The 17474-nt window shown below is 63.2% G+C and carries 14 protein-coding genes; 12 read left to right on the plus strand and 2 right to left on the minus strand.

Annotation, left to right across the window (positions count from 1 at the left end; genetic code table 11):
- Positions 1-4 precede the first annotated feature (4 nt).
- The 11 genes from ABD903_RS21890 (at position 5) to ABD903_RS21940 (ending at position 13625) form a co-directional block, all read left to right on the plus strand.
- The gene (locus tag ABD903_RS21890) at positions 5-874 is read left to right on the plus strand and encodes a dihydroorotate dehydrogenase (protein WP_345227788.1); all 870 of its coding nucleotides are present in this window, start codon (positions 5-7) and stop codon (positions 872-874) included.
- On the plus strand, positions 862-1641 hold the full coding sequence (gene pyrF / locus ABD903_RS21895) for an orotidine-5'-phosphate decarboxylase (RefSeq protein WP_345227789.1): 780 nt from the start codon (positions 862-864) through the stop codon (positions 1639-1641). Before ABD903_RS21890 ends, pyrF begins: the two co-directional genes overlap by 13 nt.
- Positions 1604-2221: an orotate phosphoribosyltransferase gene (pyrE, locus tag ABD903_RS21900; RefSeq protein WP_345227791.1), complete on the plus strand. Its 618-nt coding sequence runs from the start codon at positions 1604-1606 to the stop codon at positions 2219-2221. Before pyrF ends, pyrE begins: the two co-directional genes overlap by 38 nt.
- Before the next feature lie 524 nt (positions 2222-2745).
- Positions 2746-5787, plus strand: a complete 3042-nt coding sequence (locus tag ABD903_RS21905; RefSeq protein ID WP_345227793.1) for a phosphoribosylformylglycinamidine synthase subunit PurL — start codon at positions 2746-2748, stop codon at positions 5785-5787.
- A 12-nt stretch (positions 5788-5799) separates the two neighbouring features.
- A complete protein-coding gene (locus tag ABD903_RS21910; protein ID WP_345227795.1) occupies positions 5800-7188 on the plus strand; it encodes a phosphoribosylformylglycinamidine synthase subunit PurQ in 1389 nt (462 codons plus the stop codon).
- Between the two features lie 58 nt (positions 7189-7246).
- The gene (locus tag ABD903_RS21915) at positions 7247-8194 is read left to right on the plus strand and encodes a phosphoribosylaminoimidazolesuccinocarboxamide synthase (protein ID WP_345227797.1); all 948 of its coding nucleotides are present in this window, start codon (positions 7247-7249) and stop codon (positions 8192-8194) included.
- Positions 8195-8282: 88 nt separating this feature from the next.
- Positions 8283-8795, plus strand: coding sequence for a GNAT family N-acetyltransferase (locus ABD903_RS21920; protein WP_345227798.1), 513 nt, complete (start codon positions 8283-8285; stop codon positions 8793-8795).
- Complete coding sequence (gene purD, locus ABD903_RS21925) at positions 8782-10068, plus strand: phosphoribosylamine--glycine ligase (protein ID WP_345227800.1); 1287 nt, start codon at positions 8782-8784, stop codon at positions 10066-10068. The genes ABD903_RS21920 and purD overlap by 14 nt, the downstream gene beginning before the upstream one ends.
- The gene (gene purN / locus ABD903_RS21930) at positions 10016-10705 is read left to right on the plus strand and encodes a phosphoribosylglycinamide formyltransferase (RefSeq protein WP_345227801.1); all 690 of its coding nucleotides are present in this window, start codon (positions 10016-10018) and stop codon (positions 10703-10705) included. The genes purD and purN overlap by 53 nt, the downstream gene beginning before the upstream one ends.
- A 75-nt stretch (positions 10706-10780) precedes the next feature.
- Entirely contained in the window at positions 10781-12286 is a 1506-nt protein-coding gene (gene purF, locus ABD903_RS21935) for an amidophosphoribosyltransferase (protein WP_345227803.1), read from the plus strand.
- Positions 12287-12506: 220 nt separating this feature from the next.
- Positions 12507-13625, plus strand: a complete 1119-nt coding sequence (locus ABD903_RS21940) for an AIR synthase-related protein (protein ID WP_345227804.1) — start codon at positions 12507-12509, stop codon at positions 13623-13625.
- A gap of 586 nt (positions 13626-14211) precedes the next feature.
- Here the strand turns inward: ABD903_RS21940 and ABD903_RS21945 are convergent.
- Positions 14212-15699: a nicotinate phosphoribosyltransferase gene (locus ABD903_RS21945; protein WP_345227805.1), complete on the minus strand. Its 1488-nt coding sequence runs from the start codon at positions 15697-15699 to the stop codon at positions 14212-14214.
- Positions 15700-15854: 155 nt separating this feature from the next.
- Here ABD903_RS21945 and ABD903_RS21950 point away from each other — a divergent pair, with 155 nt between their 5' ends.
- On the plus strand, positions 15855-17192 hold the full coding sequence (locus ABD903_RS21950; RefSeq protein WP_345227806.1) for a M20/M25/M40 family metallo-hydrolase: 1338 nt from the start codon (positions 15855-15857) through the stop codon (positions 17190-17192).
- Positions 17193-17294: 102 nt separating this feature from the next.
- Here ABD903_RS21950 and ABD903_RS21955 read toward each other — a convergent pair whose 3' ends face one another.
- On the minus strand, positions 17295-17468 hold the full coding sequence (locus ABD903_RS21955; RefSeq protein ID WP_345227807.1) for a hypothetical protein: 174 nt from the start codon (positions 17466-17468) through the stop codon (positions 17295-17297).
- Positions 17469-17474 lie beyond the last annotated feature (6 nt).

The raw sequence follows: 17474 nt of genomic DNA on the forward strand, positions 1-17474 counted from the left end.
CTTTATGCAACTCGGACCCTCCCTCATTCTGCAAAACCCCGTGTGCCTGGCCGCTGCGCCCTGGCACCTGCCCGATGGCTTCGGCTACGAACGCCTGGGCGCCATTTTCACCAAAACCGTCATCATGGAGCCCCGCCCCGGCGGCCGTGGCGACGGCGTTATTCGCGTGGCCGATGCCTCGCTCCTGAACACCACCGACCGCCGCACCGACGGTGCCGAGCAACTGGTGCAGGAGCAGCTGCCGCGCCTGCGGCGCTACGCCGTGCCGGTGCTGGTAAGCATTACCGCGCCCGGTATTCCCGGATTCCGAAAAATAGCCCGCTACCTGGCCCGCGAAGCTGCTGGACAGATAGCCGGAGTTGAAGTATACATCAGCACCGCTACCACCCAAAACGGCTTCGATATCACGCCGCGCTTCGTGCGCGACGTAACCGAAGCCGTGCGCACCGAGCTGGGCGACCAAGCCGCCGTGCTCGTGAAACTACCGCCCTGGCCCGACCATGTGCGGGCCCTTGCGCTGGGCGCGCAGGACGGCGGAGCCTCGGCGCTTGCCGCAGCCAACACCCTGAAAGCCCTGCACATTCCCGAAAACGGCGAACCACTGCTCGGCGGGCTGTCGGGTGAAGCGCTGCGGCCCATTGCGCTGCGCTGCGTGTACGAGCTGGCCCATGACGAAAAAATTACCTTGCCCATCATCGGTACCGGGGGCATTTTCACGGCCAATCACGTGAGCGAGTACCTGCGTTGCGGCGCTGCGGCCGTGCAGGTAGCCACCGGCGAATGGCTGGAGCCCGGCCTCACGCCGCGCCTCGCGGCCGAATGGGAAGAAGCTACCTCACTTACCTCAAACCCCACCGAAGCATGGAACAGCTGATTCGCCGCGCCCAATCGTCCGGCTCCCTGCTCTGCGTGGGTCTCGACCCGGTGGGCACTTCCGAAACCGAAGTGGCCGCCCGCCTGCACGGCGTGGTGCTGCAAACCGCCGAATTTGCCGCCGCTTTCAAGCCCAACCTGGCCTTCTTCCTCGCCCGCCCCGACGGGGTGACTTTGCTGCAGCGCCTGCGCGAGTGGATTCCGGCCGACGTGCCGATGATTCTCGACGGCAAGTTCGGCGACATTGCCAACACCGCCGACCGCTACGCCGCCTTCGCCTACGACGTAATCGGCGCCGATGGCGTGACGGTAAATCCCTACATGGGCGACGACGCCATTTTGCCCTTTGCCCGGCCGGATAAAGCCGTGTTCGTACTGGCCAAAACGTCGAACAAGCCCGCGCACTCCTGGCAAGACGAGGAGCTGGTACGCGGCGGCACCGTTAGTGACTTTTCGGCCGATGTGGTGCAGCAGCTCAGTTCCGAGCATTCCGGTTTAGGTCTGGTAGTAGGTGCCACTAACTCCGAAGCCCTGGCCCACCTGCGCCAGCGCTGCCCCGAGCTGTGGTTTCTGGTGCCCGGCGTGGGTGCCCAGGGCGGCGACTTAGCCGCCACCGTGCGCGCCGGCTGCCGCCCTTCCGACGGCCTCGGCCTGCTCATCAATACTTCCCGCAGCATCTGGCAGGCCGTCGACCCCGGCGCCGCTGCCCGCGACCTAACCCAACAAATCAATGCCCTACGCACCGAGCGCGTTTCAGACGCAGTTTGAGCAACAGCTGCGCGGCGAAGATGCCCTGCTCAGCGGCCATTTCCGCCTGTCGTCCGGCCTGCACTCCGATACTTACGTGCAGTGCGCCCGTTTTCTGCGCCGTCCTGAGCTGGCGGCCCCGGCGCTGGCCGAGCTGGCCCGCTTAATTAAGGAAGCCGGCCTGCAGCCCGATGTGGTGGTGGGCCCGGCCATGGGCGGCGTGGTAGTCAGCTACGAGCTGGCCCGGCAGTTGGGCACGCCTTCGCTCTTCACCGAGCGCGACGCCGACACGAAAATGGTGCTGCGCCGCGGCTTCACGCTGAGCCCCGGCGAGAAAGTCATCATTGCCGAAGACGTGGTAACCACCGGAAAATCGACGCTGGAAGTGGCTACCGTGCTACGCCAAATGGGCGTGGAAGTGATGGGCGTGGCTTGCCTGATCGACCGCACCGGTGGCCGGCACGAACTAGACTTCCCCCTGTTTGCGTTGTTACCGGTTCAGGCCGCCACCTACCAGCCCGAAACTTGTCCGTTGTGCGCCAAGGGCCTGCCCGCGGTGAAGCCCGGAAGTCGGCCCGATGCGGTGCCGGCGCTTGCGTAAGGGCGGCGGTTGTCGTTCCTTTGTATCTCCTTCTTGACCCTGTGCAACGAAGTACTCTCCATTCCACCCCTGAGCTGATTCGGCTTCGCCCCCAGGCTAAGTTCGACAGCATGTGGCGCCTCGACATGCTGCTGAGCGTGGCCGAGGGGCACCGGTTGGATGCACAGCGGATCGAAATTGAAGAAGGTCTTGCCGAGCGGCAGCAGCGCCTCAGAACCTGGTCGCAACCACTGCCCAACGCCGGAATAACTGATTTGGCGGAGCACCGAACATTATTGCACGAAGGTGCAGCCGGTGCCGCCGAATCTCTTGCCTCCCTGCATACTGCCGCGGACTCTGCTCCGCATCATTCTGTAAGCCGCCTTGCGGCCCGTTTGTCGGGCCCGGGGCGGCTTACCGCATTCTTGGGGTTTGTAGCGCAAACTTTTAGTGAGCGTTTCGCAGAACCTCAAGCTTCCGAACGTCCGTCGTTCAACGATACGCGAACTAAAAGTTCGCGCTACATGCCACTCCCTCTCTGAGCTTTGGAAAACCTCGCTTCGCATACCATCCAACTGATTCCGCGCCCTGGTCAGCACGACGGCGAAGGCGCCCGCGTGGCCGAAGCTGCCCGGCGCCATCTGCACCTGCACACCGGCCGCGTACAAACCAGTGCCGTGTACACCGTGCGCTACCCGCTGACTTCGGAGCAGCTCGAAAGCTTCGCCGCTCAGTGCCTGCAGGACCCGCTGCTCAACGACGCCGCGCTGGACCAGTGGGCCGTGGCGCCGGAATTCAAAAGCTACATCCTCGTAGCGAAAGGCCCCGGCGTGACCGACGACGAAGGCACCTCCGCTCAGAACGCGCTGCAGGACTTCCTGGGCCTGGACCTGGATATCCGCACCCAACACATCTTCAGCAAGCGCCTGTATTTGTTGGAAAACGAACTGCCGGAAGTCGATCTGCGCCGTTTGGCCGAAGAGCTGCTGGGTAACAAGCTCATCAACCGCTTCGTGGTGGGCCACACCGCCCAGGGTATTCGCGACTTCACCCCGCAGCCCGGCGGCGGCGCCGATTCGACCACGCACACCATCCGCCTGGAGCACCTGACCGACGAGGAACTGATGCAGCTCTCGAAGGAAAACGTGTACGCGCTGAACCTGGAGGAAATGCGTGCCATTCGGGACCATTTCTATTCCCGCGAAACGCAGATCAGCCGCGCCGAAGCCGGCCTCACGCCCGACCCCACGGACTGCGAACTGGAAATCCTGGCCCAAACCTGGTCGGAGCACTGCAAGCACAAGGAATTTGCGGCCGTCATCCGCTACCGCAACGCCGTCACGGGCGAGGAGAAGGAAGTTGACGGGCTATTCAAGACCTATATCAAAGGAGCCACGTCGGAGGTCGACCGGCTCCTGCGCGCGAACGGCAACGACTGGCTCATCAAAGTATTTTCGGACAACGCCGGCGCGGTGCGCATCAACAAGGATTCGTTGTTCGTCTGGAAGGTCGAAACCCACAACTCGCCCTCGGCCATCGACCCCTACGGCGGCGCCATTACCGGCATCCTGGGCAACAACCGCGACCCGCTGGCTACTGGCATCGGTGGCGCGCGGCTGCTGTTCAACACCAACGTGCTTTGCTTCGGTCCGCCGAACTGGGCCGGGCCGCTGCTGACCGGGCAGCTGCACCCGCGCCGGGTGTTCGAGGGCGTGCGCAAGGGAATCGAGGACGGCGGCAACAAGTCGGGCGTACCGACGGTGAACGGCGCCATCGTGTTCGATGAGCGCTACCGCGGCAAGCCGTTGGTGTACTGCGGCACCGGCGCCGTGCTGCCCATGCAGCTGGCCGGACAGGATGCCTGGGAAAAGAACATCGACGCGGGTGACCGGATCATCATGGCCGGCGGCCGGGTGGGCAAGGACGGCATCCACGGCGCCACGTTTTCGAGCATCGAGCTGGACGAAGCCGCGCCGGCCACGGCCGTGCAGATCGGCTCGCCCATTACCCAGAAGCTGGCCATGGATTTCCTGCTGCTGGCCACGCGCCGCGGCCTGATTAAGTGCAGCACCGACAACGGCGCGGGCGGTTTGTCCTCGTCGGTGGGCGAGCTGGCCGGCATCAGCGGCGGCGCCACGGTGGAGCTGGAAAAAGTGCCGCTGAAATACCCTGGCCTGCGTCCCTGGGAGATTTTCCTTTCCGAGTCGCAGGAGCGGTTTACCTTGGTGGTGGAGCCCGCGAAGCTGGCCGAGCTGAACGCCCTGGCCGCCGACATGGAAGTAGAGCTGTCGGACATCGGCGAGTTTACCGACAACGGCCGACTGGACGTGACCTTCGACGGGCAGCCGGTGGCTTCCCTGTCGCTGGAATTCCTGCACGAAGGCGTGCCCCGCAAGGTGCTCGACGCCGAGTGGCAGCTGCCGACTTTGCACGAACCCAAGCTGCCCGCTTCGCTCGACGCCACTGACCTGCTGATCAAGCTGCTCGGCGCGCTCAACATCTGCTCCCGCGAGGCGGTAATCCGGCAGTACGACCACGAGGTGAAAGGCCGCACCGTTGTGAAGCCTTTGATGGGCCGCACCGGGCAGGCGCCGCAGGACGCGGCGGTGGTGCAGTTCAACTTCGAGTCGTGGGAAGGCGTGGCGGTGAGCAACGGCATCCTGCCGCGCTACGGCGACATCGACCCTTACCAGATGTCGGCCGGCGCCTTCGACGAGGCCGTGCGCCAGATCGTGTCGGTGGGCGGCAAGCTGCCCAACCTGACGCCCGGCGACGGGATTTTCTGGTCGGTTAACGACAATTTCTGCGTGCCCGACTCGGTGTACGACCCCGTCACCAACCCCGACGGCAAGCAGAAGCTGGCGGCCTTGGTGCAGCTCTGCGAGGCCCTGCGCGACATGTGCGTGGCCTACCACATTCCGCTGACCTCAGGCAAGGACTCGATGAAAAACGACTTCAAGGCCGACGGGCAGAAGATTTCGGTGCCGCCCACGGTGCTGTATTCGATGACCGCCCTGATGCCCGACGTGCGCCGCGCCGTCACCTCCGACTTCAAGGCCCCCGGCGACGTGGTGTACCTGCTCGGCGACACTTACGACGAGCTGGGCGGCTCGGAGCTGTACCACCTCTTCGGGGAGCTGGGCCAGAACGTGCCCCGCGTGCGCCCCGCCGAGGCCAAGGACCTGTACCAGAAAGTAGGGGAGGCCCACGAGCAGAACCTGATTCTGTCCTGCCACGACCTATCCGACGGCGGCCTGGCCGTTGCCGTGGCCGAAAGCCTGTTCGGCGACGACAACCTGGGCGCCGAGCTGACCCTGGAAGGCGAACTGCCGGCCCTCACGGGGCTGTTCTCGGAAAGCCACTCGCGCTTCGTGGCCACCGTGGCCCCGGAAGACGTGGTAGCTTTTGAAGCCCTGCTGGCCGGCCGCGCCACCCGCCTCGGCGTGGTGACGGACGGCGGCAGACTGGTGATTCGGCACCAGGACCAAACGGTGGTGGACGCCGCTACCGCGGACCTGCGCGAAGCCTGGTCGAACGGCCCGGTAAATCGCGTGATGGCCGGCGAAGAACTAACCCTGCACGCTTAGGAGGTGGAGACGATGAACGAACTGACTGCAACGACCCATTCGGTCCACGCCCTGGTCCTGACCGGCTTTGGCATCAACTGCGAAGAAGAGCTGGCCGCCGCCTACCGCCTAGCGGGCGGCGCGGCCACCATCGTGCACTTCAATCAGGTGCTCAGCGGTGAAACCAGCATCCACGACTACGACGTGCTCAACTTCCCCGGCGGCTTTTCCTTCGGCGACGATTTGGGCTCGGGCGTGGTCATGGCCAACAAGGTGCGCTTCCGCAAGCTGCCTTCGGGCCGCACGCTGCTCGAAGAGCTGCGCGCCTTTATCGAGGCCGGCGGCTACGTGGTGGGCATCTGCAACGGCTTCCAGATGCTGGTGAAGATGGGCCTCTTGCCCGATTTTGCCGGCCAGCAGGAGCGCGAAGTAACCCTGACCCACAACGCCTCGGGCCGCTACGAAGACCGGTGGGTGCGCCTGGCGGTGAACCCCAATAACCGCTCGCCCTTCCTGAAAGGCCTGACTTCGCTGGAAGTGCCCGTGCGCCACGGCGAAGGCCGGCTGGTTATCCGCGACGAGCAGATCCGAAGCCGCATCCTGGCCGAAGGCCTGAACTGCCTGACCTACTGCGACGCCACGGGTTGCGAAACCGAGTTGTACCCGCACAACCCCAACGGGGCGGAGCTGAACTGCGCCGGCCTGACCGACACCACCGGCCACGTGTTCGGCCTGATGCCGCACCCCGAGGCCTTCCTTTCGCTCTACAACCACCCCGACTGGGCCCGGCGCAAGCGCCTCGACCCCACGGTGTCGGAGGAAGGCGACGGGCTGAAGCTGTTCCGCAACATCGTGGAGCACATCAGCCAGAGCCGCAGACCCCACCCCCCGGCCCCCTCCCCCGTAGGGAGGGGGAGCCAGACGCCAGCCGAGGATAAGGGTACGCTGGACGCTACTGCAGAACGCACCCCTCCCTACGGGGGAGGGGCCGGGGGTGGGGTTGAACGGCCCCACACCCTACACGACGATGTCTTTACCACGTCGGCCAAACGTTGGGAGGTAGTGAAAGCGGTGGCGCGCGATATGCGCCACGACCCTACCCAGGCCGAAGACGCTCTTTGGCAAGCCCTGCGCGGCCAGAAAGTTGGCGGCGTGAAGTTCCGTCGCCAGCACGCCATCGACTCCTTTATCGTCGATTTCTTCTGCGCCGAAAAACAGTTGGTAGTGGAAGTCGACGGGGCCGTGCACGCCCAGCCTGAACAAGCTGCCTACGACACCAGCCGCACCGATGAGCTAGCTCGCAAAGGTTACCGCGTCATTCGCTTTACCAACGACGAAGTTCTGCACGGCCTGCCGGCCGTGCTCCGCCGCATCGAAGATGAACTTCACGCAACGCCTCGAACCGTAAACCCTAACGCCTAACGATAAGCCACCCGGCCCCCTCTCCACGGGAGAGGGGGCCGGGGGGTGAGGTTCCCGTATGAACACGCTCCCGCAATTCAACACGACCCAGCTCGAGCTGCTGCACCGCGGCAAAGTCCGCGACTCGTTTCGCGTCCCCTCGGGCGAGCGGCTTATCGTCGTGACGGACCGCCTCTCGGCCTTCGACTCGGTGCTGGAAACCGCTATTCCCTACAAAGGCGCCGTGCTCAACGGCCTGGCCGACTTCTGGTTCGAGAAGACCCGGCACATCGTGCCCAACCACGTCATCCGCGTGGTCGACCCGAACGCCATGCTGGTGAAGGAAGCCGAGCCGATTCGCGTGGAAATGGTGGTGCGCGGCTACCTCACCGGCTCCATGCTGCGCGGCTACCTGCAGGGGCAGCGCAGCTTCTCGGGCGTGACCGTACCCGATGGGCTGACCAAGCACCAGCGTTTCCCCGAACCCATTGTAACGCCGACGACCAAGGAAGAGTCGGACCGCGAAATCACGCCGGAAAACCTCGTGGCGGAGGGCTGGGTATCGGCTGAACTCTACGAGCAGATGCGTGTCATCGCGCTGCAACTGTTCAACTTCGCTTCGGCGTGGATGGCCGAGCGCGGCATCATCCTAGTCGACACCAAGTACGAGTTCGGCCTGCTGAACGGGGAGCTGATTCTCATCGACGAAATCCACACGCCCGACTCCTCGCGCTTCTGGGACGCGGCCGACTACGCCCGCAACCCCGAAGGCGCCGCCCAGATGGACAAGGAGTACATCCGCCAGTGGCTGATTGCCCACAAAGTCGACGGCAACTACCCCACTCGCCTGACGCCGGAAGTAACCGCCGAAGCCACCCGCCGCTACCTCGACATCTACCAGCGCATCACCGGGCAGCCCCTGGCCGGCGCCGCCGAAGCTGACGTGAACGTGCCTGCTCGCCTGGTGCAGAACCTAGTGAAGGCCGGCTACATGCAGGACGCCCCGGTGGAGCAGCTGAACGGATAAACCCAGAACCGGTAAGACTGCGCTGCGGTAAGCCCGCCGCTGATAATTCAGTAATCGAAGCCCACTCACTGACCATACGCGAAGCCTGATGCCCCAGTCCCTGTACCTCGTCGCCTCGCACCCCGACGCCCCGGAAGCCCGGCCGCTCATCGACGCCTTGTCGGCTGACCTGGACACGCGCTTCGGCAGCGACGGCCGCGCCTCGTTTCAGGACTGGCAGCCGCACGACCCCAAGCACGTGTTCCTGCTGGTGTGCAACGACGACGAAGCCGTGGGCTGCGGCGCGGTGCGGCCCATTTCGGACAGCATCGGTGAGGTAAAGCGCATGTACGCCAAGTACCCCGGCCAGGGCATCGGGCGGGCGGTGCTGGCCGGGCTGGAGGCGGCGGCTTGGCAGGCGGGCTACGCCGAGCTGTGGCTCGAAACCCGTACCAGCAACACGGAAGCGTGCAGCTTTTACCAAAAGCGCGGCTACCGGCGCATTCCCAATTACGGCCGCTACGTGGGGCGCGAAGAGGCGGCCTGCTTCGGCCGCTATTTGGGCCCGGTGCCGGCCGCTACTTCTCAACCTGAATTACAATCCACCCTTGGCAACTTCTAAGACCAACCTCGTGCTGCTCGGCAGCGGCGCCCGTGAGCATGCCCTGGCCTGGAAGCTCACCCAGGACGGTGCCCGCGTGCACGTGTTGCCTGGCAACGCCGGCATTCCGGGCTCGGTGCCCGGTATCAGCGCTACCGATTTTCCGGCCATCCAGCAGTTCTGCCAAGAGCACGAAGTGAAGCTCATCGTGGTCGGCCCCGAGGCCCCGCTGGCCGCCGGCGTGGCTGATTTCTTTGCCGACACCGACATCCGCGTGTTTGGTCCGCGCAAGGCCGCCGCGGTGCTGGAAAGCTCCAAAGTGTGGTCGAAGAACTTCATGCGCCGCCACGGCGTGGCCACGGGTCGGGCCTGGACGTTCCGCTCCGACCAGCTCGACCAGGCGCGTGCGGCAGCGGCCGAGCAAGGCGGGCAAGTAGTGCTGAAATACGACGGACTGGCCGCTGGCAAAGGGGTGTGGGTGTGCTCCTCGGTAGCGGAGTTCGACGCCGCCCTGCGGGAAATGCAGGCGCTGGCCCCGGCTGGCCACGAGTGGTATTCTTTCCTGGTGGAGGAAAAGCTCACCGGCCCCGAAATCAGCATCATCGGCATTACCGACGGCAACACCATGCGGCTGCTGGCTCCGTCGCAGGACCACAAGCAGCTGCATGCCGGCGACCAGGGCCCGAATACCGGCGGCATGGGCGCCTATTGCCCGGTGCCCTTCGCCGACGACAACGTGCTGGCCCTCATTCGGGAGGTTATCATCGAGCCCACGCTGAACGGGCTGCGCACCGAAGGGCTGCCGTTTATGGGCTTTCTGTATTTCGGCATCATGCTCACGCCCTCGGGCCCGAAGCTGCTGGAATACAACGTGCGCCTCGGCGACCCGGAAGCGCAGGTGCTGCTGGCCTCTATGGAAAGCAGCTTGGTGGAATTGATTACCACCGCGCTGGATGGCCGTTTGGCCGAGGTGGGCGTGCGCCAGAAGCACGGGGCGTTTGTGGGCGTGGTGTTGGCTTCGGGCGGGTACCCGGCGGCGGAGTTTCCGACCGGGTTTGTTATTGAAGGTATCGACACCGTATCCCCGGGCACCTTGGTGTTTCAGGGGGGCACGCGGCCGGGGCCCGCTGGGTTATTGGTGACCGGCGGGGGCCGCGTGCTAACGGTGGTATCTAGTGGGCCCGATCTGGAAACAGCCGTGGAGAAAACCTACGCCGAGGTCAAAAAAATCACGTTTCAGGATGCGTATTACCGAACCGATATCGGCCAACGGCCGGCCCCGCAGCTTGTCTGAGGCGGCCACCACCCGGCGGCCGGCACGGCTGGCCATTTTGCTGTCGGGGCGCGGCTCCAACATGCTGGCGCTGGCGCGCGAAGTGCGCGCGGGTGTGCTGCAGGGCCTAGCCGAGGTAGCGGTGGTGTTCAGCAATATTCCCGAAGCGCCGGGCCTGGCGGCGGCGGCTGAGCTGGGCTTTGCCACGGCCAGCATCGATTCGCGCGGGCGCAAGCGCAGCGAGTTCGATGCCGAGGTGGTGGCCAAGTTGCAGGAGTTTCAGCCCGACTACATCGTTCTGGCCGGCTACATGCGCATCCTCTCGCCCACGTTCATCCGGGCTTTTGCAGGGCGCATCCTTAACATTCACCCCGCCGATACGCACCAGCATCAAGGCCTGCACGCTTACGAGTGGGCCTGGGAAAACCGCCTACCCGAAACAAAAATCACGGTGCATCTTGTTGACGAGGGCCTTGACACCGGCCCCGTGCTGGCCCAAGCGCCCGTGGACCTGCGCGGCGCCCAGTCCTTAGCCGATGTGGAGCGTCGCGGCCTTGCCGTGGAGCACCGCTTTTACGCCGATACCCTGGCCCGCCTCATTCGCGGCGAGCTGCACCCTCAAACTCCTGCTTCCACCGCTACAGCCCTTCCGCAGTAGCCTGCCCTTTTCCCTTCCCTAGTACCCCAGCTCCCGTCGGCCTGATAACCGACAACTGGCAACTGACAACTTGATATGTGCGGAATCGTTGGTTTTTTTGGCCCAGATGACGTCGTTGGCGACATCGTAATCGGCCTCACGGCCCTGCAGCACCGCGGGCAGGACGCCGCCGGTATTGCCACCTTCGACGATAATTTTCACCTGCACAAGGGCAACGGGCTCATCAACGATGTGTTTAAGCCCAAGCATCTGAAGAAGCTGAAGGGCAACATCGGCATCGGGCACGTGCGCTACACCACGCAGGGCTCGAACGACGCCGAGCTGGCCCAGCCCTTCACCACCAGCTACCCCTTCGGGTTGTCCATGGTGCACAACGGCAACGTCATTAACTTCCGCCAGGCCGCCAAGCGCCTGCACGAGAAGTACCACGTGCTGCCCAAGACCAGCAACGACCTGGAGCTGATCATGTACACCTTCGCCTCGGAGCTGCGCCTGAAAAATCTCGATGCGTTGTCGGTGGTGGATATTTTCGATGCGGTGGAGACGACCCAGGAGCTGGTGAAAGGTGCCTACGCTACCATCACCGTCATTGCCGGGCACGGCCTGCTGGCCTTCAACGACCCCAACGGCATCCGTCCGCTCGTCATGGGCCGCCGCGACACGCCCGACGGACCGGTTTTCGCCTTCACCTCCGAAAGCACCTGCTTCGACTATCTCGATTTTGAGTTCGTGCAGGACATCGGCCCCGGGCAGGCGGTGTTCATCGACAAGGATTTCAACGTGCACTTCAAGAACGCCTACGCCAAACCCAAAGCGTTCTGCGTGTTCGAGCAGATTTACTTCGCCCGCGAAGACTCCGTGATTCACGGCCGCCTGGTAGCCCGCGAGCGGGTGCGCCTGGGCAAAATGCTTGCCCGCAAAGTCATCGAGTCGGGCATCGAGCCGGATATGGTGATTGACGTGCCCAGCTCCGGCTACTTTGCTGCCTCTGGGCTGGCCGAAGCCATTGGCGTGCCGTACCGCCGCGCTTTGGTGAAGAACAACCACATGGGCCGCTCGTTCATCGTGAGCAGCCAGGCCGGGCGCGAAGATGTGGTGAAGAAGAAGCTGAACCCCATTCGGGAGTTTGTAGAGGGCAAAAAAGTGGCCGTGGTCGACGACAGCATTGTGCGCGGCACCACTTCGCGGCGCATCGTGCGCATTTTGCGCGAAGCCGGGGCCAAGGAGGTGTACTTTATCAGCAGCGCGCCGCCCATTATTTCGCCCTGCATCTACGGCATTGATATGGCCATGAGCACCGAGCTGATTGCGGCCAACTACACCGAAGAAGAAATCTGCCGCTACATCGAAGCTGACCGCGTCATCTACCAGGATTTGGCCGATTTGCAGGAGCTTTTCGCCGCCGACAAAGGCCACGGCGGCAGCTGCTTCGCCTGCTTCTCGGGCCAGTACCCCACCGGCGACGTAACCAAGTACCTGCGCCACATTCAGGAAGAACGCACCAGCCACCGGGAAAAGAAAGAGGACCGGCCCACGGAAACGTCGGTCAGCGCCAAAGCCCCGGCACCCACGGAGCATTAAGAACGTCAAGCTCCCCTCCTCAGACGAGGAGGGGATGCTTTGCCGCAGGCAAAGCGGGGGTGGTTGACCAGCGTCCGCGCCGCTGGATATAGTAACTTCAATCATCCGCCGTCGCCCAAGCCAAACAACATCAGCAACGATTGTCAACCACCCCAGCCCCCGCTAAAGCGGTGGCGTCCCTTCCTCATCTGAGGAGGGGAGTTTCGTTCACTACTCCCGCATGAGCCAGACTACCGCCGCTTCCAACCTCAAAGAAACCGCCGGCTACTCCATTGAAGAAGGCAACGCCGCCTCGCGCTGCGCCTACAACTGGGCCAAGAAAACCTTCGCCACCCGCGCCGGTAAGCCCGGCGAGCCGGCGCAGGACTTGGAAGGCGGCTTCTCCAACGAAGTGCGCTTTGGCAACGAACGCCTCGGCATCGGCTCCGACGGCATCGGTACCAAAATAGAAGTGGCTGAACGCGTGGACCGCTACGACACGCTGGGCTACGACCTCATTGCCATGGTAGCCGACGACTTAATAGTTGCTGGTTTCATCCCCACGAACCTGTCGAACATCATCGACGTGAACACGCTGAACTACGAGGTGGTGGACGAGCTCATGCGCGGCCTGCACGATGCGGCGCAGTTCAGCCAGATTGCCGTGACCGGCGGCGAAATTGCCGAGCTGGGCAACCGCATTGGCGGCTACCCCGGCGCCCGCATGAACTTCAACTGGTGCTCTACCGCCGTGGGCGTGCTGCACCCCAGCCTGGAGCGCCCTTTGAGCGGAGCTAACGTGCGCGCCGGGCAAGCCGTGGTGGCGCTTCGCTCGCCCTCTTTCCGTTCGAACGGCTACTCCCTGGCCCGCCGCGTACTCACCAAAGCCTTCGGGGAGAACTGGCACATCGCGCCCTACACCGGCGCCGATGCCGACGTGATGGGCCCGACCTGGGGCGACGTGATGCTGGCGCCCTCGCTCATTTTCGCGCCCGGCGTAACCGCGGTGCTCGATGCGGGCCTGCCCCTGCACGCCGCCGCGCACATCACCGGCGGCGGCGTGGCCGATAACTTCAAGCGCGTGCTGAAAAACGGCGTGGGCGCCGAGCTGGACAACCTCTTTGAGCCGCTGCCCGCCATGGCGCAGCTGGCTGAGTTGGGCGGCATCAGCCCCACCGATGCTTACCTGTACTGGAACATGGGCAACGGCATGCTGCTGGTAACGGACGCCGATAAAGCCGAAGCCGTAGCTGCTGAACTGACCGCCAAAGGGTATGACGCGCAGGTGGCCGGCCGCATCATCGCCGAGCCGACTATTACGCTGAGAGTGGGTGCGGGCGAGTTGCGTTACGATATTTAAACGCAGCCTGAGCAAAAGCCAAAGCGCCGCTGACTGCATAGTCAGCGGCGCTTTGGCTTTGGATTTTTTAGTAGCCGAAAGGAAGACTTTGTGTGGCCTTCTGTAAAACACGACCCCGTCATAATCGTGTCATAATACGGCAGGTGAAAGTTTTTTGTCCAAGAGGAGTCTAGATGCTTTCGAGAAACGAATATTTCCTCCGCCGACAACCTCATCTGCTCTTTCTTGCAAATGAGGTATACCAGATAGGTTTGATTGGCGGCTAACCGAACCTGATAACCCCCCTTTCTGGGCATAGATTTGTCGCCGATTCGCTCCAAAGTTTTATCAGGCAGCACTCGGCTAAATACAGCTTGGACTCCTCGCATAAGCTCTGTATGGTTGCGAAGCATTGTGCCCTGCACCAGTACCGCATTGGTGTCTCTGGTAGAGCCAAGAAGCCATTTAGTCGAATGAGCAGGCTCGGTCGCATTCAATCTTTGCTGGCAGTTGGTAGCCGTGATTAGCAGTGCGCTCAGAACAAGCATAAGACGAATCTTCTGGCTTGGCATAATTAAGTTGGGTTAAGCTTTTGCCCCGTTTCTACTTACGCCGGCCGTTGTGGCCGTTTGTCCAGAATCAGCTGCGTGCGGAAATCGTGCAGGCTCTTTTCCAGGCCCACGGGGTAGGTGTGCGGGTTCAGGAAACGCCGGGTGCCGGGGTCGAGCGAAGTGACTTCCTGCCGGGCTTTCTGCCGACTCTCTTCCAGCGTGGGCAGGTCCAGTACGCGCTGACCTTGCCGGAACACCGGCTCCAGCAGCTCGCGGTACTGCGCCGATTTCACCGGCCGGCGGCGCGTGGGGTCCAGCGGGTCCACAATGGTCAGCTGCTCGGGCAGGGGCTCGGCGGTGTTGTAGAGCATGTCGGCCACGGGTTTGCCTTCTTCGTTGAAAAAGCGGCGCACTTGTAGCACGCCGGGGATGCTGGTTTTGGCCAGCTGCTCCGAGATTTTCACGGTGTAATCCCAGCCGCTGCCGTCGGCGCGTTGCAGGGCGGCCAGCTTGTACACGCCGCCTAGGGCCGGTTGGTCGTAGGCCGTTACCAGCTTGGTGCCGATGCCCCAGGTATCGATGCGGGCGCCTTCGAGCTTGAGGGCGGTTACGAGCTGCTCTTCGAGGTCGTTGCTGGCCACGATGCGTACCGCGGGAAAACCAGCATCGTCGAGCAGGCGGCGGGCTTCGCGGCTGAGGTAGGTAAGGTCGCCGGAGTCGAGGCGGATGCCGCCCAGCTCGTGGCCGCTGGCGCGCAGGTGCCGGGCCACTTTTATGGCATTACGCACACCTTCCAGCGTGTCGTAGGTATCCACGAGGAACACCGAGTCGTCAGGAAACGCATCGGCGTAGGCTTCAAAGGCTTCTTCCTCGCCCTCAAACGCCATAACCCAGCTGTGCGCGTGGGTGCCGCGCACCGGAATGCCAAATTGCTGCCCGGCCAGTACGTTCGAGGTGCCATCGGCACCACCCAGATACGCGGCGCGGGTGGCGGAAAGGCCGCCGTCGAAACCCTGGGCGCGGCGCAGGCCGAACTCCAGAATTTGGTCGTCGGGGCCCACGGCTTCGCGGATGCGGGCCGCTTTGGTGGCTATTAGCGTCTGAAAGTTTACCAGCGTGAGCAGCGCCGTTTCCACCAGCTGGGCCTGCAGCAACGGACCCCGCACGCGAATCAGCGGCTCGTTGGCAAACACCACGGTGCCCTCGGGAATGGCGTCCACGTCGCAGGAGAAGCGCAGGTCGCGCAGGTAGTCCAAAAAGCCTTCCTCGAAGAGGCGGCCGCCTTTCTGGCCGTGCAAACTGCGCAAATACGTCAGGTCTTCATCGGTAAAGCGCAGGTTTTCCAGCCAATCCACGGCGTAGGCCAAGCCGGCGCACACGGCGTACCCGCCGGCAAAGGGCGGCTTGCGGAAGTACAGGTGAAACACGGCCTCGCGGTCCTGCATGCCCTTGCGCCAGTAGCCGTAGGCCATGGTGAGCTGGTAGAGGTCGGTGAGCAGGCTAAGGGAAGGGCGGTAGAGGCTGGAAGGCGTGGCGTCGGGCATGGCAGAAGGGCGCAGTTGGTGCGGCAAAGTAAAGCACTTACGGACGCGGAGCCCCGGCGGCAGCTTCAGTAATTGAACCGCTTGCAGATCAGATTGATACGCGGAAGAGACAAGGCCCCGTGCAGCGCAAGTGCGTGGCAAAGCTACTTTGCGGTATGAAAGGACTCTTTTTCGGCCTGGCTTTGCTGGGAGCAGCGCAACTGGCCCACGGGCAACAAAAGGCGGGCAAGCCTGCTAAAGTCAAGATTTCTGCCGCCACGGTGGAGCGCGTAGAGAAGACCCTGGCCGACGACAAGATGCGCGGCCGGGCCTTGAATACGGGCGCCAACGAGGCTGCCGCTTTTCTGGCCGGCGAGTTTAAGCGCATTGGGCTGCAGCCGATGACCGGTTTGACGTCGTTCGAGCAGACGTTTCCGGTTTTCGAAGTAAAAAACAGCAGCGTACGCGCCACCCTAAACGGCACGCCCGTGGCTGCCGAAAACGTGGTGGTCATTTCCGGGCAAGAGCAAACCAACTGGGTTAGCGGGCAAGCCGGTGCCGCCCGCATAGTGGCCATTGGTCCGCAGGCTGATTTCCGGAAGGAAGTAGGCCCGCTGCTGTACAGCAAGGAAAACGTCCTGATTTTGCTCGATCCGGCCCATGCTCAGCGTTTCAAGTCACTAGCGCACCGCTTTGGGCACGGCAGTCAGTACCATCCTGAGCGGCCTACCGCCAATGCAGTGGCCGTAGTGCTGGCGCCAAGCACGCCTACGGATGCCGCTACCTACGAGCTGACGGCCGCCACCAGCATTAAGCAAATAGAAATACGCAACGTGGTGGGCGTGCTGCCCGGCCGCGACAAAGACCGCGCCGCCGAGCAGGTCGTTTTCTCGGCTCACTACGACCACATCGGCATTATGGCGCCCACCGCCGGCGACTCCATTGCCAACGGCGCCGACGATGATGCTTCCGGCACCACGGCCGTGGTAGCCCTGGCCGAGCACTTTAAAAAGCAGAAGAAAAACGCCCGCACGCTGGTGTTCGTGGCCTTTACGGCCGAGGAAATCGGCGGCTTCGGTTCCCAGTACTTCTCCAAGCAGCTGGACCCGGCCAAAGTCACGGCCATGTTCAACATCGAAATGATTGGCAAAATCTCGAAGTTCGGCCCGAACGCGGCGTTCATTACGGGCTTCGACAAATCGGATTTCGGACCTATTCTGCAGCGCAACCTGGCCGGTACCATGTTCAAGTTTGAGCCCGACCCGTACCCCGAGCAGCAGCTGTTCTACCGCTCCGACAACGCCACGCTAGCCCGCCTGGGCGTGCCCGCGCACAGCATCAGCACCGCACCCATTCCCACTGACAAGCTCTACCACTCCGTGGACGACGAAGTGGAAAGCCTGGACTTGAAGAACATGACGGCCGTTATCGAGGCCATTGCCCGCAGCTCGCAGAGCATTGTGAGCGGCCAGGATACGCCTACGCGCATTGCAGACGCCGGCACGCGGAAGTAAACAAACGGAAACGCCCGCCAACCTGAACGCGCCCCGCCTGCTACCGAGCAAGCGGGGCGCGTTCGTGTGAGGTTTAGCGTGCTTTAATCTGTTGGTCGATATTCAGGGCGGATTGTACGCACCAATCGATAAGCTCTGGGGATTGGTACCGGTGGTTTCGGCTTTCCACCCGGCTGCGTCCACGACTTTTACGCGGTACACCCCGTTCGAAACCTCGTCCATGTAAAGGCGCCAGCCGGCAATAATTTCCTGTCCATTTCCTGTAAATGCGTTCATGAGGCA

Origin of the sequence: Hymenobacter koreensis, assembly GCF_039541855.1 — a bacterium.
In the GTDB taxonomy this organism is placed as follows: domain Bacteria; phylum Bacteroidota; class Bacteroidia; order Cytophagales; family Hymenobacteraceae; genus Solirubrum; species Solirubrum koreensis.

Bases quoted from the DNA above. Each gene is read 5' to 3' on its own strand.
- ABD903_RS21945 (WP_345227805.1), bottom strand. From the start codon at position 15,699: ATGCCCGACGCCACGCCTTCCAGCCTCTACCGCCCTTCCCTTAGCCTG.
- ABD903_RS21915 (WP_345227797.1), top strand. From the start codon at position 7,247: ATGAACACGCTCCCGCAATTCAACACGACCCAGCTCGAGCTGCTGCAC.
- ABD903_RS21890 (WP_345227788.1), top strand. From the start codon at position 5: ATGCAACTCGGACCCTCCCTCATTCTGCAAAACCCCGTGTGCCTGGCC.
- purF (WP_345227803.1), top strand. From the start codon at position 10,781: ATGTGCGGAATCGTTGGTTTTTTTGGCCCAGATGACGTCGTTGGCGAC.
- ABD903_RS21955 (WP_345227807.1), bottom strand. From the start codon at position 17,468: ATGAACGCATTTACAGGAAATGGACAGGAAATTATTGCCGGCTGGCGC.
- ABD903_RS21920 (WP_345227798.1), top strand. From the start codon at position 8,283: ATGCCCCAGTCCCTGTACCTCGTCGCCTCGCACCCCGACGCCCCGGAA.
- pyrF (WP_345227789.1), top strand. From the start codon at position 862: ATGGAACAGCTGATTCGCCGCGCCCAATCGTCCGGCTCCCTGCTCTGC.
- pyrE (WP_345227791.1), top strand. From the start codon at position 1,604: ATGCCCTACGCACCGAGCGCGTTTCAGACGCAGTTTGAGCAACAGCTG.
- ABD903_RS21940 (WP_345227804.1), top strand. From the start codon at position 12,507: ATGAGCCAGACTACCGCCGCTTCCAACCTCAAAGAAACCGCCGGCTAC.
- purN (WP_345227801.1), top strand. From the start codon at position 10,016: ATGCGTATTACCGAACCGATATCGGCCAACGGCCGGCCCCGCAGCTTG.
- ABD903_RS21950 (WP_345227806.1), top strand. From the start codon at position 15,855: ATGAAAGGACTCTTTTTCGGCCTGGCTTTGCTGGGAGCAGCGCAACTG.
- ABD903_RS21910 (WP_345227795.1), top strand. From the start codon at position 5,800: ATGAACGAACTGACTGCAACGACCCATTCGGTCCACGCCCTGGTCCTG.